This is a genomic window from Loktanella sp. DJP18 (assembly GCF_049310965.1).
Taxonomy (GTDB): domain Bacteria; phylum Pseudomonadota; class Alphaproteobacteria; order Rhodobacterales; family Rhodobacteraceae; genus Loktanella.
Map to the genome: position 1 here is coordinate 1 of NZ_JBMERN010000088.1, position 15958 is coordinate 15958.

The following is a 15958-nucleotide window of genomic DNA, read 5'->3' on the forward strand; positions in this document are numbered from 1 at the left end:
CAAGCGTTCGCGGACATGGCATCGCGTGACTTGAGATTTGCATAGAAGCTCGGAAGATCCTGCCAGCGCATCGCCTTGTGGTGCTTCGGCTTGGCTTTCACCTTGGGCAGAACATGCGCATCCTTGATGGCCGTCACAGGATTTTCGCCAGAACGGAATCCCCTAGACCGCGCGACATCCAACACGGTCTTGATCCGTTGTGCTAGACGTCTCGCTGTTTCATGCTTTTCGGTCCAGATCGGTGATAAGCACATCAAGATTTCGGGCTGATTGATGCTGTCGATCGGCATACGGCCAATCTTGGGGAAGGCGTAATCGCGCAAGGTATTAATCCATTGCTGGCCGTGCTTGGCGTTTTTCCAAGTCGGCATGCGTGCCAGATGAACTTGTTGGGCAACTTCCTCGAATGTTGGGATCTCGCGTTTTGCGTTGAACCTGGGGTTCAGACCTTGCTGTGCCATTCGGCGATATTCCAGCGCCCGGTCGCGCGCCTGATTCAGGGTGACGAGATCAGCACCTCCCAAACCGAAGTCGGTTCGAAGTGGCGCACCCATTTTGTTTTTCTGCCCTTTCACCGTGACGCGCACGATCCACCGCCGCGCACCCGAAGGATCAACGACCAGGTAAAGGCCGTTGCCATCCCCGTGCCGTCCAGCGCCAAGGTTCTCGACCAGTTTCCTCGTAAGCTTGCCGGACACCGCCATCACTCATACCACTATCTATACCACGCAAGGAACGAATATCAGTACAATCGAAAGAAATCCAGCATGATCGGCAATCGTCATAAAACCCAATGATACAAGGCAGAATGGTCGCTGTAGATGACCCAAACAAAACCTATAAAATGGGGGTCTGGCGGAGACGAAGGGATTCGAACCCTCGATACCGTTTCCGGTATGCGCCCTTAGCAGGGGCGTGCCTTCGACCACTCGGCCACGTCTCCGCCGACGGGTATAGCCGCGGGGGATAAAGACATTCAAGGTCGGATTCACCGGGATGGAGAGATTCTCGGGTCCTCGGCTCGGACCCTCGATATCGCCATCCGGGAACCTCGAGCATCTGGGGCGTTGTGCTGCATCGACATGTGTCCTCTTCATGAAGGCCGACGATCTCGGCATCCATCCCATCGTTCCGGGTCCTGGCCTTCTTCACAAGTTCGGGCGAGAAGCTCCCGTCTCCATTCCGGTCACACCGTACGGCGATCTGCGGCTCGCCGTTCTGATCTTCAGTCGCTTCAGGGTGAAACCGTTGCAAAGCTGATTAATCGGGCGGTGCTTCCGTCCCGTCCTGATGGTCCAAATGCGCGGCAGCTTGGGAGTGAACGAGGATCGCTTCATCGTCCGTCCCGGTCACAAGACACCGACGAACGCAAAATGCGGACGCGTCAGGGGATCTGGCTAACGGCGTCGCAGGGAGAGAGTGTCACGGGAAGGCCGGATGCGGTGCCGAGGGTCCGGCAGTCTCCGTCGGCGCACAGCGTCCATCCACTTGTCGTGGCCCCCGATGCGGCAAGGGTCAGGGCGGGCACGTTCAGATGACCGGGGGAAACCCACCAGCCGTCCTGCCATGTCGCGTCCGGGGCCGGTTCCATCCCGGCACCAGACCCCTTGATGCGGGAACGGTCAAGCCGCAGGGTGTCTGCGCCGACGTTCCAGGTCTCCTCCCAGGTGACATGCTCGACCGAATGGGTCCAGCGCAGGGTAAAATCACCCGACGCAAGCTGGAGCGCCACCGCTCCGATGGCGAGGCAAGCCGTCACGCCAGCGCCCGGCGGCGTTTCCACAACAGGGCACCGACAAAGACCGCCGTCAGCGCAAAGCCGATCTCGTCCGTGATGGGGAGAGCGGCGACCAGGATAGCGGCGGTGGCGACGGCGAGGATTCTCAGCGGCCAGCCCAGCGGTCGCCCGACCCAACCGATCACGGCGGCGCCCCAAAGCCCGATGCACAGCACCGTCTTGAACACGATGTAGGCAACGGCGGGCCAATAGCCGATGGCCTCGGCCAGTGGACCGCCGGCCTGCAACATCAAGGCGGGCGTATAGACGGCCATGAAGGGGATGACGAAGCCCGCGGCGGCCACCTTGATCGCCTCCATGCTGATCTTCAGGCCGCTTTCCCTGGCGATGGGAGCGGCGGCAAAGCAGGCCAGTGCCACGGGCGGCGTGAGATCTGCAAGGATGCCGAAATAGAAGACGAACATGTGGCTGACGATCAGCGGCACGCCGAGCGCCAGCAAGGCAGGCCCGGCGATGGACGATGTGATAATGTAGTTGGGGATCGTGGGGATGCCCATGCCAAGCAGGATGCAGGTGAACATCGTCAGGATCAGTGACAGCAGCAGGCTGTTCTGGCCGACCGCCACGATGAATTGGCCGAATGTGTTGGCAGCACCCGTCAGGGTCATGGTGCCGATGATGACGCCGACCAGCGCGCAGGCGACACCCACGGGCAGCGCCGTCTTGGCCCCCTCGGCCAGTGAATCGCGGCACAGCAGCAGTGTTTCGCGCCCGCCTTTCGTGAGGGCACACCAGACGATCAACGCGACCAGCGCCGCGATCAGGACGTTGATGCCGAATTGCAGAAAACCGGCGGCGACGAGTCCGAGGCACAGCCAGAAGATGAAACGCATCGTGCCGGCTGGCAGGTTCAGGACGGCTGACCCGCCAAGGATCAGCAGCACGGTCAGGCCCAGTCCAATGGTTCCGGCGAACAGTGGCGTATAGCCACCGAACAGCAGGTACACCAGCACACCCAGCGGCACGAGCAGCATCCAGTTCTTGCGGATCGCGGCCCGGGCTGACGGCAGCTCTGCCTTGTTCAGCCCTTGCAGGCCGTAGCGACCGGCTTCCAGATGCACCATCCAGAAGGCAGAGGCGAAATAGAGGATCGCGGGGATCAGGGCGGCCTTCACGACCTCGACATATGGCACGTCCAGGGTCTCGGCCATGATGAAGGCCACGGCGCCCATGACCGGCGGCATGATCTGCCCACCCATCGAGGCCGTTGCCTCGACCCCGCCGGCAAAGGCCGGACGGTAGCCGAATTTCTTCATCAGGGGGATCGTGAATTGCCCCGTCGTGACGACATTGGCCACGCCAGAGCCCGAGATCGTGCCCATCAGACCGGAAGAGACGACGGCGACCTTGGCGGCACCGCCCTGCCGGTGCCCGAACAGGCCCATCGCAACGTCCGTGAACAGGCGGATCATGCCAGCGCGTTCAAGGAACGATCCGAACAGGATGAAGAGGAAGATGTAGGTCGACGACACGTAGGTCGGGATGCCGTAGATGCCTTCGGTCCCGAACGCCATGTGGTCGATGACCTGCGAAAAGTCGTAGCCGCGATGGTTTAGTGGTGCGGGCAGGTATTCCCCAAACAGGCAGTAGGCTAGGAACAGGCCCGCGATCAGTGGCAAGGCAAAGCCCATCATCGTCCAGGCGGCGGCAAAGACGACGACAAGTGCGATCACGCCAACGACGATGTCTTGTGTCAGGGGGCGTCCCGCGCGCAGGATCAGAGGCTGGTATTCCCACCATTGATACAGCGCCACCGCCACACCAGCGAGCGCAAAGGCCCACGCCAGCGCCCGCAGAGGGGTAGACACGCGCCGCCCGTAGGCCACCAGCGGAAAGGCCAGCAGCGTCAGAAACCCGACGTGAAACGCACGGGTAATCTGGCTGGACAAGTCGATGATATGGGCCGCCGTGACGATCTGGAAGACCGAGAAGACGACGGCGATCCAGAACAGCAGACGCCCCACGGCATCATCGCCGAACGAAACCTCGTGACCCTCCAGCGGATCGGGGGGCGTGGCGGGATTTGTCATCTGGGCACCTGCTGATCGGCGAAACGAAATAGGGGCGCGCCTCATGGACGCGCCCCCCCGACGGGCGGGTGCCTTATTGCATCACGCCCATTTCGCGGTAGTAGCGTTCGGCTCCCGGGTGCAGCGGGATGGGCATGCCTTCCAGCGCGTTGGCGATATCGATCTGCGCCGCCGCCTGATGCGACGCGACCAGCGTGTCGAGGTTCTCGTACAGTTGCTTTGTCATCTGGTAGGCGACCTCTTCGCTGACCGCGTCGCTGGTCACGAGAAAGTTCGAAATGGCAACGGTCGGCACATCCTCGGTCTGGCCGTCGTAGGTGCCTGCAGGGATCGTGGTGGCCACGTAGGGTGCGCCCAGTGTCTCTGCGACGGATGCCGGAACTGCGACCACGGTGATCGGCAAGGAGGTCGAAAGGTCACGGATGGAAGCGACCCCAAGGCCAGCCGACTGGAGCGTGGCGTCCAGTTGGCGGTTCTTGATCAGTTCGACCGATTCCGCAAAAGGCAGATATTCGGTCTTGCCCAGGTCCTCATAGCTCATGTCCATCGCACCGAAGATGGCGCGGGCGTTCAGTTCCGTGCCCGACGCGGGTGCACCGACCGACAGGCTTTTTCCGGCGAGACCCGCGAAATCCGTGATGCCGCTTTCCGCGCTGGCCACGATCTGGATGTAGTTCGGATAAATCGCCGCGATGCCGCGCAGTTTGTCCAGCTTTTGCGGGAAACCGGCGTCGGCGTCCCCGGCCCAGGCTGCCGCGACGGAATCGCCCAGTGCAAAGCCAAGCTCGCCCCGACCATCCTGCAGCAGGTTCAGGTTCTCGACGCTGGCTTTCGTGGATTGGACCTGCGTGCGCACGCCTTCGATCTTTTCGCCATAGATGTTGGCCAGACCGGCACCCAGCGGATAATAGACGCCAGACGTGCCGCCCGTCAGCACGTTGATGAAGTCCTGCGCATGGGCCGCGAAGGGTGCGCCGATCAGCGTCGATGCAAGAATGCTGCCCCGCAAGGCGGATTTCAGGTCGATCATGGTGTTCCTCCCAGAATTGGCGACCCTCGGTGGGTGCCCGCCTGCGATTGTTTATGACGCTGGCGGACGGGGCAAGCCATTGTTGAGGGCTTGCTCCGTTTTTCGGTCGGAAGCTGATCCTGTAGGCGCGCCAAGGTGCCGATGGGCAGGGGTTCAGGTGACCCCCCGCATCCGTCAGGCTGGCTTTGCAAAGGTCGGCGCGACACCGGGCTGCGCGCGGCGGGCGCGCCGTTCGCCCAGCATCAGCATCGCCGGAGTGACGATCAGGGTCAGGACCGTCGCCACGACCAGGCCGCCGGCGATGGCGGACGACAGTTCCGTCCACCACTGGGTCGATGGCGCGCCGTAGATGACCTCTCGGGTAAAGAAGTTGAGGTTCACGCCGATCACCATCGGCAGGAGGCCCAACGCCGTCGTGACCGATGTCAGCACCACGGGTCGCAGGCGCTGCGCACCGGTGCGCAAGGCGGCCTCCAACGGCGATTGCCCGCTCTTCTTGAGGTCGTTGTAGGTGTCGATCAGCACGATGTTGTTGTTCACCACGATCCCTGCAAGGGCGATGACCCCGATCCCGCCCATGACGATGCCAAAGGGCCGCCCGGTCACGATCAGCCCGAACAGGACGCCGGCAATCGAGAAGACGATCGCGCTCATCACCACGAAGGCCTGATAGAAATTGTTGAACTGGATCACCAGGATCACAAACATCATGAAGATGGCCGATATGAACGCACCGGCCAGGAAGATCATCGAATCCTGCTGATCCTCGGCCTCGCCGGCAAAGGTCGCCTCGACGCTGTCGGGCAGGTCCATGTCGGCGATGGCGGATTGCAAGGCGGTGACCTGGTCGTTGACGAGCACGCCGGGGGCCACGTTCGCTTCGATCGAGATGACGCGGCTTTGGTCGACGCGGGTGATGACGCCGCTGCGCGGGGCCGGTTTGAAGGTCACGAAGTTCGAGATCGGCACAAGGCCGGCGCTGGTCGGCACGCGCAACGATTGCAGGTCCTCCAGCGTGCGGCTGTTCGACGGAAAGCGCACGTTGATGTCGACGGCACCCTCGGCATCGTCGGGACGGTAATCCGCCACGGTGATGCCGCGTGTCAACAGTTGCACGGCCTGCCCCAGCGACGAGATGTCGGCCCCGAAACGCGCTGCCTCTGACCGGTTCACGCTGATGCGCCACTCGACGCCGGGCAGGGGCAGCGTGTCCGTGACGTCGGTGAATCCGCCGATGTCGTCCATGGCCGCGCGGATGCGCCTGACCGCATCAGCTTGCGTTTCGGTGTCGTTGGCACGGACCCGCAGGCTGACGGGCTTGCCGCTTGATGGGCCATTGGACGCCGTCTGTACCTGCACGTCAATGCCGGGAATGGTCGCCATGTCGGCCCGGATGTCCTCACCGATCTCGGCCGCCGTGCGGCGCGTGTCCCATTCCGTGAATTCGATCTGGATGGTGCCGATCAGGTCGGCGGCCTCCTGATTGCTGCCACCGGACCGCGCATAGACCGACTTGATCTCGTCGTAGGTGAACAGGCGGCTTTCGACCTTGCGCACCAATGCGTCCTTCTCGAAGATCGAGAAGTTGTCCTGTGAACGGACCTGCACCTGCGCGAAGTCAGGTTCGACGGACGGAAAGAAGCTGATGCCGTTGCCGAATTTGCCATAGGCCCCGAAGCCCGCAATCAGAAAGCAGACCGCCATGATGACTGTCGCCCAGGGGCGCAGAATCGCGAATTGCAGAACCTTGACGTAGCCCCCGATAAATCCTTTCAGATCACGCGGATCACCCTTTTCAGCCGCATGCAGTCCGGCCTTGTCGCGGGCCGATTGCGGTGGCCTCTTGCCGATGATGCCGCCCACGACCGGGATGAAGACCAGCGCCATGAACATCGATGCGGTCAGCGTCAGGATCACGGTGATCGGCAGGAATTTCATGAACTCGCCCACGATGCCGGACCAGAACAGCAAGGGAAAGAACACCGACAGCGTCGTCGCGGTGGATGCGATGATTGGCCAGGCCATCCGCTTGGCGGCGTAGGCATAAGCGACCTTGGGCGGATCGCCTTCCTGCAGGCGGCGGTCCGCTAATTCGGTCGTGACGATGGCCCCGTCCACCAGCATTCCGACGACGAGGATCAGCGAAAACAGCACGATGATGTTCATGGTATAGCCCATGAGATACAACGCCGTCACCCCGGCGAGGAATGCGCCGGGAATGGCAAGACCGACGAGCAGCGACGACCGGATGCCAAGCGCCCAGACGATGACGATCATGACGAGGATCACGGCCGCGATGACGTTCGCCTCCAGATCGGACAGCATCGTCTCGACCTGCTCGCTCTCGTCCTGGATATAGGCCACGGCCACGCTATCGGGCCAGTCGACCTGCGCCTGTGCGATGACGCTGCGGACCGCGTCGACGGTTTCGATGATGTTGGCCCCCGACCGCTTCTTGATCTCGAGCGCCAGTGCCGGCTGACCGTCGATGCGGGCAAAACCGGTCGGGTCTTCGAAGGTACGGCGGATCGTGGCGACGTCGCCGAAGGTGACGACCGTATTGCCGCGCACCTTGACCGGCAGGGCCATGACATCGTCGATATCCTCGATCAGGCCTGGCACCTTCAGCACGATGCGGCCGGCACCGTTCTCGATCGCGCCAGCGGCGATCAACCGGTTGTTGCGGTTGATCTGGCCGATCAGCTCCTCAAAGCTGATGTTGTAGGTCTCGAAGACGGTGGGGTCGATCACCACCTCGAGCAGCTCGTCGCGCGCACCGCCGACATCGACCTCCAAAACGCCGCCCAGTGCTTCGATCCGGTCGGCCAGATCCTCTGACAGGGTGTTGAGCGTGCGTTCCGGCACCGGGCCGGACAGGATCACGGTCAGGATCGGAAAAAGGGCGGTGTTGATCTCGGTCACGACGGGGTCGGTCGCGTCCTCGGGCAGGTCGGTGGTGGCGCGGTCAACGGCTTCGTTCACCTTGTCGAGCGCCGACGCCGCATCGAACCCGGCCTCGAATTCAAGCTGCACGCTGGCGTGCCCTTCGCTGGCGTTGCCGGTCATCTGCTTGAGCCCGGTCAGCGACGACAATTCGGTTTCCAGCGGATCGACCAGCAGGCGTTCCGAATCCTCGGGAGAGATGCCGTCGACGCTGGTCGAGACATAGAAGATCGGGATCGGGATTTCGGGCGAGCTTTCCTTCGGGATCGCCGTATAGGCATACGCCCCCACCAGCAGGATCATCACCAGCGTCAGGACGACCACGCGGGCACGGCTGAAGGCGGCGTCGATCAGCGCGTTCATTGGTCGGACCCCGACGCGATGATCGGACCGGGGTCAGCATTCTCGGCCTCTGCGTCCTGAACTGGCGCATCGGGAGCCGTATCGGCGATCTCGGCGGCCTCTTCCTCGGGCTGGGGATCGACGGTTTCGCCATCCGTCACGAACCCCTGTCCGATCGAGATGATCTGTGCCTCGTCCGGCAAGCCGGAGATCCAGATTCCGTCCGTCTGGGCGCGCACGATGCTGACTTCGTGAAATTTCACCTTGTTCTGGTCATCGACGGTCTTGATGCCGAGCGTGCCATCGGTATCCAGCGACAGCACCGCGGGCGATACGAAATGCGCCCGGATTTCACCCGTTGGAATGCGCAGCTGCGCGCTGATGCCGGCAGGGATGGCCGCATCGGCATTGGGCACCTCGATCTCGGCGGTAAAGGTCCGGGTTTCCGCATCAGCGCTGCTGCCGACAAAGCGGACGACGCCGGTGGCGGTCGCACCGGTGATGAAGGCGACCTCGGCGGTCTGGCCGACCGCGATGTCGCGCACGGCTTGCTGCGGCACCTGTATGCTGATGGTCAGCGGCGTATTGTCGACGATCCGGCCGACCTCCGCCCCGGTGGCGACGTATTCGCCGACATTGACGTCGAGCGTTTCCAACCGGCCCGCGAACGGCGCGCGGATTTCAGTGTCGGCGATTGCTTCCTCGGCAGTACTGACACCGGCCTGTGCGGCGGCCAGCGTCGCCTGGGCCTGACTGACGCGGTCTGCGGTGGCGATGCCACGGTAGACAAGGGCGGTCGCATTGTCGAACTCGCGCTGGGCGCGGTTCAGCTCTTCCTGCGCACGATTGAGGTCTGCCTGCCGTGCGGCGGTGTCAAAGCGGGCGATGACCTGCCCGCCCTCGAGGTCGGCACCGCGCTGGACCAGTACCTCGCCGATCTGGCCGGACGTCTCGGCCCGGATCGGCGTGTCGCGGTCCGGCAGGGCCTGACCTTCGGCGGCGAAGACCTGTTCGACCAGATCGGCCTGCGACTGCCGCACGGCAACGGTGACGGCACGGGGGGCGATCGGCGCGGCCGCTTCCTGCGCAGGTTCCTCGGACGGAAGCACGAAACCGCTCCCCATCCAGCCGATGATGGCCAGCGTGAGGCCGCCGGCGACCCATTTGGACCTGTTCGATCCCTTGTCGTTGTCAAAGGTCAGGGCCTGACGCTGTTCGGGTGCGGGATCGGTCATCTTGTATTCTCCTGCGGATGGCACCGATCGCGGCACCGTCCGCCCATTGCATGGTATCTGAAACAGCGGGCGCGGCATCCGCCGCCGTCCTGGACATTTTTCATGAGGTGGCAATCGCTTGCAGCATAAGGCGATGCTCTGACGGATTGCCGAGGGTGATGGTGCCGGGGGCCAGACCCAGCAGGCGGCCGATCAGCGCCGCCTCGGCGGCCATGCGCTGATCAAGTCGGGCCGCTGCGGCTTCGAGGTCGCCCTTGCCGATGTCATCCACCGCATCCAGAAGATGCTTTCGCCGCCCGTTCGACATGCCCACGATGGTCTCGGACACCAGCGCGACGTCCGGCACATCGAACGACCCGTCCGCGACGCCTTGCAGGATCATGTCGCGCAGAACGGGGCGGGCGGCGGCGTTCGTGGCGGCGGTGATCCTCTGGAACAGCGCATCGTTGCCGGGACGCAGCATGACGTCGATCAGGAACTTGATCTGCGGCACCCTCTCGGCCTTCCAACGACAGGTCTCGGCCAGGAAGGCGTTGAAGCGGTCGATGGCCGTCCCCGACGTCGCATCCCGCGCGTCCTGTGCCGCCGCCAGCGCTTCTGTCGTGAACCGTTCGATAAGACCGTCAAGAAGATCTTCTTTGGCGTTGAAGTGGTGGTAAAAGCCGCCTTTTGAAATGTCGGCCTCTTGCAGCACGTCGGCCACGGTCACATGGTCCCACCCCCGACTGTAGAACAGTGCGAGGGCTGCATCGAGGATATCGGCCCGCCGAGCGTCCGGCGCCATGCGCAGACGCTTCGCACGCGGGGCCTTCAGAACCTCGGAGACACTCATGGGGGCAATGCTTTCACTACAAACCGGCGGTCGGTATGTAGGTGCGCGATTCCTTAAAACAAGGCAAGCGCGGAATGGATCTGCGACTTCAAAACCACCCGACTTTTCGACCCTTATCGATTTCTGTCGCTGCCGATCCGGAGGGGATGTCACACGAAATCGTCATGGCGCTTCACAGGCAGGGGCTTGCGACCCTTGGCAGGTGAACATAACATGAACGTCATGGCCCAAACCCTCCAAGACAAACTCGCAATCCTGTCGGACGCCGCCCGCTACGACGCCTCCTGCGCATCAAGCGGGACGACACGGCGCGACAGCCGCGATGGCAAGGGGCTCGGCAGCACCGAAGGATCGGGGATCTGTCATGCCTACGCGCCGGACGGGCGCTGCATCAGCCTTCTGAAGATCCTGATGACCAACTTCTGCATCTACGACTGCGCCTATTGCGTGAACCGGATGTCTTCGAACGTGACCCGTGCGCGGTTCAGCGTCGAAGAGGTCGTCAGCCTGACGCTGGAATTCTACCGCCGCAATTACATCGAAGGGCTATTCTTGTCGTCCGGCGTGATACGGAACCCGGACGACACGATGGCTGACATGGTTCGCATCGCCAAGCGCCTGCGCACGGTCGAGAATTTTCGCGGTTATATCCACCTCAAGACCATCCCTGACGCCGCACCCGACATCATCGCAGAGGCGGGGCTTTACGCAGATCGGCTGTCGATCAACGTCGAACTGCCGACGGATCAAAGCGTCCAAGCCTTTGCCCCGGAAAAGAACCCGGTGACGATCCGTGCCGCGATGGGCAACGTGCGCGCCTCTCGGGACGCCTCCAAGGACAAGAGCCACACGGGCAAACGGCCGCCGAAATTCGCCCCGGCGGGCCAGTCGACGCAGATGATCGTCGGGGCCGACGGGGCCACCGATGCGACGATCCTGACGCGATCCACCTCGCTTTATGGCGACTACAAACTGCGGCGGGTCTACTATTCCGCCTTTTCCCCGATCCCCGACAGCACCGCAAAACTGCCGCTGATCAAGCCGCCGCTGATGCGCGAACATCGTCTGTATCAGGCGGACTGGCTGATGCGCTTCTACGGTTTCGGCGTGGATGAGATCACGTCTGCGACCCGTGATGGCAATCTCGATCTGGAGGTTGATCCGAAACTGGCTTGGGCGCTTCAGAACCGGCATCACTTCCCGCTCGACGTGAACCGCGCAGGCCGAGAGATGTTGCTGCGCGTGCCGGGCTTCGGGACCAAGACGGTCAATCGCATCCTGACGACGCGTCGTCACCGCACCCTGCGTTATGACGATCTGCTGCGGTTGGGTGCCAGCCTGAAAAAGGCGCGTGCCTTCGTGACCGCGCTGGACTGGACGCCCGGACGACTGACCGACAGCGTCGACCTGCGGGCGCGGTTCGCGCCGCCGCCGGAACAGTTGACGCTGTTCTGAATGTTCACGATCCCGCTGCCCCCCATCGACACATGGACCGCGTGGCGCGACGCCGCGCGGACGCTGCTGGCCGCGCGGGTGCCGCCGGATCAGATCGTCTGGGACTGGGATAACACGGCGACAGAGCTGTTCGCGACGGAGCTGCCGCCGCCCACCACGCGCAGCGCGATCAAGGTATCTGCCGATTTTGTGGCGATGGCCGAATGGGTGGTCTGGCACAAGGACCCCGAACGATTTGCCCGCCTGTACGCGCTGTTGTGGCGGCTGCGACTGGCCCGGGGGCTGATGTCGGATCGTGCCGATCCGGACCTTGCCCGCCTGCGGCAGATGGAAAAGGCCGTGCATCGCTGCAAGCACAAGATGCGCGCCTTCGTGCGATTCCGCGACCTGCGCAGCCCCGGTCCGCGTCGCAGCTTTGCCGCATGGTTCGAGCCGACGCATCACACGGTGGAACCCAATGCGCCCTTTTTCGCGCGGCGTTTCGCCGACATGGACTGGATGATCGTCACGCCTGACGTCACCGCCAAATTTGCGGATGGTGCGCTGTCATTCCATGAAGGTCGCGAAAAGCCCGATCTGCCGGACGACGCGGCAGAGGCGCTGTGGGGCACCTATTTCCAGAACATCTTCAACCCCGCCCGGTTGAAGGTAAAGGCAATGACGTCGGAAATGCCGAAGAAATACTGGAAGAACCTGCCAGAGGCGCAATATATCCCCGACATGATCGCCCAGGCCGAAGCGCGCGTGCGCGACATGGCGGCGACGGCCCCCACGCTGGAACCCGCCCGCGTCGCCCGTATCCGTGAACAACTGCAACAGGTCCCCCAGCCCGCATCCTGGAACCTTTTGAATGCCGGCCTTGCGGCCTGCACCCGCTGTCCCTTGTACGGCCCCGCAACGCAGGTCGTGCCCGGCCACGGCCCGCATGACGCCGCGTTGATGATCGTCGGCGAACAGCCCGGCGATCAAGAGGATATGGCAGGCGTGCCATTCGTCGGCCCGGCGGGGCAACTGTTCGATCAACTCTCTGCCCGCGCCGGGCTGGACCGCAAGGCGGCGTTCGTCACCAATGCGGTGAAGCATTTCAAGTTCAAGGAGGGTGGGAAACGACGTCTCCACGTCAATCCGAACACCTCCGAGGTGAGCCATTGCAAGTTCTGGCTCGATACCGAACGGACGCTGCTGAAGCCCCGGCTGACATTGGCCCTTGGCGGCACGGCGATGGGTGCGTTGACCGGAAACGCCAAGGGCGTGATGACACGGCGCGGCACGATCGAAGAGACGCCGCAGGGTCCGGTGCTGATCACCCTACACCCCAGCGCCTTGCTGCGGATGCCCCCCGCCGCGCGGCCCGAGGCCGAAGCTATGATGGTCGCGGACCTGGCCTTGGCGGTCGAATGGCTGGCAAGCCACCCGGCACCGGTGGACGTCGCCGCTCGTCGCGCCTAGATTGGCCGCGCACCCGCAACGAAAGCGCCTCATGACCGACAAACCCGCCTATCAGGTTCTGGCCCGGAAATACCGTCCCGAGACCTTTGCCGACCTTGTCGGTCAGGACGCGATGGTGCGCACGCTCAAGAATGCCTTTGCCGCGGATCGGATCGCGCAGGCCTTCATCATGACCGGCATCCGCGGGACGGGAAAGACGACGACCGCCCGGATCATCGCCAAGGGCATGAACTGCATCGGTCCGGACGGGCAGGGTGGCCCGACGACCGACCCCTGCGGCAGGTGCGAGCACTGCACGGCCATCATGGAAGGCCGCCACGTCGACGTGATGGAGATGGACGCCGCATCGAACACCGGCGTGCAGAACATCCGCGACGCGATCATCGAGACGGTCAGCTATCGCGCGGTCAGCGCGCGCTACAAGATCTTCATCATCGACGAAGTCCACATGCTGTCGAAAAGCGCGTTCAACGCGCTGCTCAAGACGCTGGAGGAACCGCCGGCGCATGTGAAGTTCATCTTCGCGACGACCGAAATCAGGCAGGTGCCGGTCACGGTGCTGTCACGCTGCCAACGCTTCGATCTTCGCCGCATCGAACCCGAGGTGATGATTGGCCTGCTTCAGATGATCGCCAAGGCGGAAGCCGCCCAAATCAGCGACGACGCTCTCGCGCTGATCACCCGTGCCGCCGAGGGATCGGCGCGCGATGCGACCTCGCTGCTGGATCAGGCGATCAGTCACGGCGCGGGCGAGACGACTGCCGATCAGGTCCGGTCCATGCTGGGCCTTGCCGACCGGGGCCGCGTGCTGGACCTGTTCGACATGATCCTGCGCGGCGAGGCGGCAGAAGCGCTGAACGAGCTGTCCACCCAATACGCCGACGGGGCCGATCCCATGGCGATCCTGCGCGATCTGGCCGAAGTCACGCATTGGGTCAGCGTCATCAAGATCACGCCGGACGCTGCCGACGACCCCACCATCGGCCCCGATGAACGCACCCGCGGTCTTGCGATGGCGCAGGCCCTGCCGATGCGCGTACTGTCGCGGCAATGGCAGATGTTGCTGAAAGCGCTGGAGGAGGTGGCAGCCTCGCCCAATGCGATGATGGCCGCCGAGATGGCGGTCATCCGTCTGACCCATGTCGCCGACCTGCCGACGCCGGACGAGTTGGTGCGTAAGCTGAAGGATGCGACCCCGCCCTCGAACGGCGGCGGCGGAGGTGGCGCGCGCATGACCCCGGCGGGCGGTGCGACACAGGCCGTCGGGCGCACGCCTGCCCCCACGCACGGCGGTCCATCGGGACCGTCAGCATCCGCAGCACCGCAACTGGCGACCGAAGCCTTGCATCACTACGCCCGGTTCGAGGATGTGGTGAACCTGATCCGCGCCCATCGCGATGTGAAACTGCTGGTCGAGGTCGAGACCGGCCTGCGCCTTGTCAGCTATCAACCTGGCCGGATCGAGGTGCATCCCACCGGCGACGCCGCCGCCGACCTGACCCAGCGCCTTGGTGCCCGCCTGCAAGCCTGGACCGGCAACCGCTGGGCCGTGATTGTCAGCAATGCCGCGGGCGAGCCGACGATTGCAGAGGTCCGCGATGCGGCCGCCTCAGCCCTGCAGCAGCAAGCCTCCGCGCATCCTCTTGTGCAGGCGGTGCTGGCGCAGTTCCCGAAGGCCCGCATCACCGAAATCCGCACGGAAGCAGAACGCGCGCAAGAGGCCGCAACCGACGCCCTGGCCGAGGTCGAGGATGAATGGGACCCGTTCGAAGACGGCTGATGCCCTTGTCCCGGCCACCCCGCAGACCCACTTCAAGACAAAGCACAGCAACGGAGACGACACGATGTTCAAAGGTTTGGGCGGTCTGGGCGACATGGCCAAGATGATGAAATCCGCGCAGGACATGCAGGCCAAAATGGCCGAGATGCAGGACAACCTCGACCAGATCACCGTGACGGGTGAATCCGGTGCCGGGCTGGTCAAGGCGAAGGCGACCGCAAAGGGCGATCTGACCGGCCTTGATATCGACCCCAGCATCTTCAACGGCGACGACAAGGAAGTGGTCGAGGATCTGATCCTGGCCGCGATCAAGGACGCGCAGGTAAAGGCATCGGATCGGGCGCAGCATGAAATGGGCAAGATCGCCGAAAGCCTCGGCCTGCCTGCCGGCATGAAGTTTCCGTTCTGACGCAGCCCCCCCGTTCATCTGGCCCATAAACTCCCGCCGGAGGCTCTGACATCGGCATCCTGACATGACAGACGGCACCGACGCGCTGGACGATCTGATCGCGCTGATGGCGCGGCTGCCGGGGCTTGGTCCCCGCTCCGCCCGGCGCGCGGTGCTGCATCTGGTCAAGAAGCGCGGGCAGCTTCTGACTCCCTTGGCCGACGCGATGACCCGCGTTAGTGCCACCGTCCGCGAATGTCTGAATTGCGGCAACATCGCCTCTGGCGATATCTGCATAATCTGCGCCGATGACCGCCGCGCCAACGGAGAGATTTGCGTGGTCGAAGATGTCGCAGACCTCTGGGCGATGGAGCGGAGCCAGCAATTCAAGGGGCGCTACCACGTGCTGGGCGGGACGCTCTCGGCCCTTGATGCGATCGGTCCCGACGACCTGCGCATCCCGCGTCTGCTGCACCGGATCGCGGGCGAGAATGTCACGGAAGTCATTCTAGCGCTGGGGGCCACCATCGACGGTCAAACCACGGCGCACTATATCGCCGACCAGTTGACCGGAGTCACCGTCACGTCGCTTGCGCAGGGCGTGCCCGTCGGGGGCGAGCTCGATTACCTTGATGACGGCACGATCACGGCCGCCTTGCGGGCCCGGCGCGCCCTT

13 protein-coding genes and 1 tRNA gene are annotated in these 15958 nt (G+C 63.6%); 6 read left to right on the top strand and 8 right to left on the bottom strand.

What is annotated here, in order from left to right; all coding sequences use genetic code 11:
• Positions 1–704: tyrosine-type recombinase/integrase (locus ACOI1H_RS18470; protein ID WP_422439303.1), on the bottom strand; the 704-nt coding region annotated here is incomplete at its 3' end.
• Between the two features lie 149 nt (positions 705–853).
• Positions 854–943, bottom strand: a tRNA-Ser gene (locus ACOI1H_RS18475).
• 152 nt (positions 944–1095) lie between these two features.
• On the opposite strand from ACOI1H_RS18475, the gene ACOI1H_RS18480 reads away from it, so the two are divergent.
• A complete protein-coding gene (locus ACOI1H_RS18480) occupies positions 1096–1260 on the top strand; it encodes a hypothetical protein (protein ID WP_422439304.1) in 165 nt (54 codons plus the stop codon).
• 124 nt (positions 1261–1384) lie between these two features.
• Here the strand turns inward: ACOI1H_RS18480 and ACOI1H_RS18485 are convergent, their stop codons facing one another.
• The 6 genes from ACOI1H_RS18485 to ACOI1H_RS18510 all read right to left on the bottom strand — a co-directional run bounded on the left by ACOI1H_RS18485 (position 1385) and on the right by ACOI1H_RS18510 (position 10210).
• Complete coding sequence (locus ACOI1H_RS18485) at positions 1385–1759, bottom strand: DUF1850 domain-containing protein (RefSeq protein WP_422439305.1); 375 nt, start codon at positions 1757–1759, stop codon at positions 1385–1387.
• A complete protein-coding gene (locus ACOI1H_RS18490; RefSeq protein WP_422439306.1) occupies positions 1756–3828 on the bottom strand; it encodes a TRAP transporter permease in 2073 nt (690 codons plus the stop codon). The genes ACOI1H_RS18485 and ACOI1H_RS18490 overlap by 4 nt, the downstream gene beginning before the upstream one ends.
• Positions 3829–3901: 73 nt before the next feature.
• Complete coding sequence (locus tag ACOI1H_RS18495; protein ID WP_422439307.1) at positions 3902–4858, bottom strand: TAXI family TRAP transporter solute-binding subunit; 957 nt, start codon at positions 4856–4858, stop codon at positions 3902–3904.
• Positions 4859–5032: 174 nt separating this feature from the next.
• A complete protein-coding gene (locus ACOI1H_RS18500) occupies positions 5033–8164 on the bottom strand; it encodes an efflux RND transporter permease subunit (RefSeq protein WP_422439308.1) in 3132 nt (1043 codons plus the stop codon).
• Entirely contained in the window at positions 8161–9378 is a 1218-nt protein-coding gene (locus ACOI1H_RS18505; protein WP_422439309.1) for an efflux RND transporter periplasmic adaptor subunit, read from the bottom strand. The genes ACOI1H_RS18500 and ACOI1H_RS18505 overlap by 4 nt, the downstream gene beginning before the upstream one ends.
• A 100-nt stretch (positions 9379–9478) precedes the next feature.
• Positions 9479–10210 (bottom strand): TetR/AcrR family transcriptional regulator, encoded by a 732-nt coding sequence (locus ACOI1H_RS18510; RefSeq protein ID WP_422439310.1) that lies wholly within the window; start codon positions 10208–10210, stop codon positions 9479–9481.
• 213 nt (positions 10211–10423) lie between these two features.
• On the opposite strand from ACOI1H_RS18510, the gene ACOI1H_RS18515 reads away from it, so the two are divergent.
• From ACOI1H_RS18515 to recR, 5 genes are all read left to right on the top strand, one after another.
• Positions 10424–11665 carry a putative DNA modification/repair radical SAM protein gene (locus ACOI1H_RS18515; RefSeq protein WP_422439311.1) on the top strand — a complete coding sequence of 414 codons (1242 nt, stop codon included), beginning with the start codon at positions 10424–10426 and terminating at the stop codon, positions 11663–11665.
• Complete coding sequence (locus ACOI1H_RS18520; RefSeq protein ID WP_422439312.1) at positions 11666–13114, top strand: UdgX family uracil-DNA binding protein; 1449 nt, start codon at positions 11666–11668, stop codon at positions 13112–13114.
• A gap of 31 nt (positions 13115–13145) precedes the next feature.
• Positions 13146–14894: a DNA polymerase III subunit gamma/tau gene (locus ACOI1H_RS18525; protein WP_422439313.1), complete on the top strand. Its 1749-nt coding sequence runs from the start codon at positions 13146–13148 to the stop codon at positions 14892–14894.
• A gap of 64 nt (positions 14895–14958) precedes the next feature.
• Positions 14959–15303: a YbaB/EbfC family nucleoid-associated protein gene (locus ACOI1H_RS18530; protein WP_422439314.1), complete on the top strand. Its 345-nt coding sequence runs from the start codon at positions 14959–14961 to the stop codon at positions 15301–15303.
• Between the two features lie 64 nt (positions 15304–15367).
• Positions 15368–15958, top strand: a 591-nt coding sequence (gene recR, locus ACOI1H_RS18535) for a recombination mediator RecR (RefSeq protein ID WP_422439315.1), incomplete at its 3' end; no start/stop codon positions are given.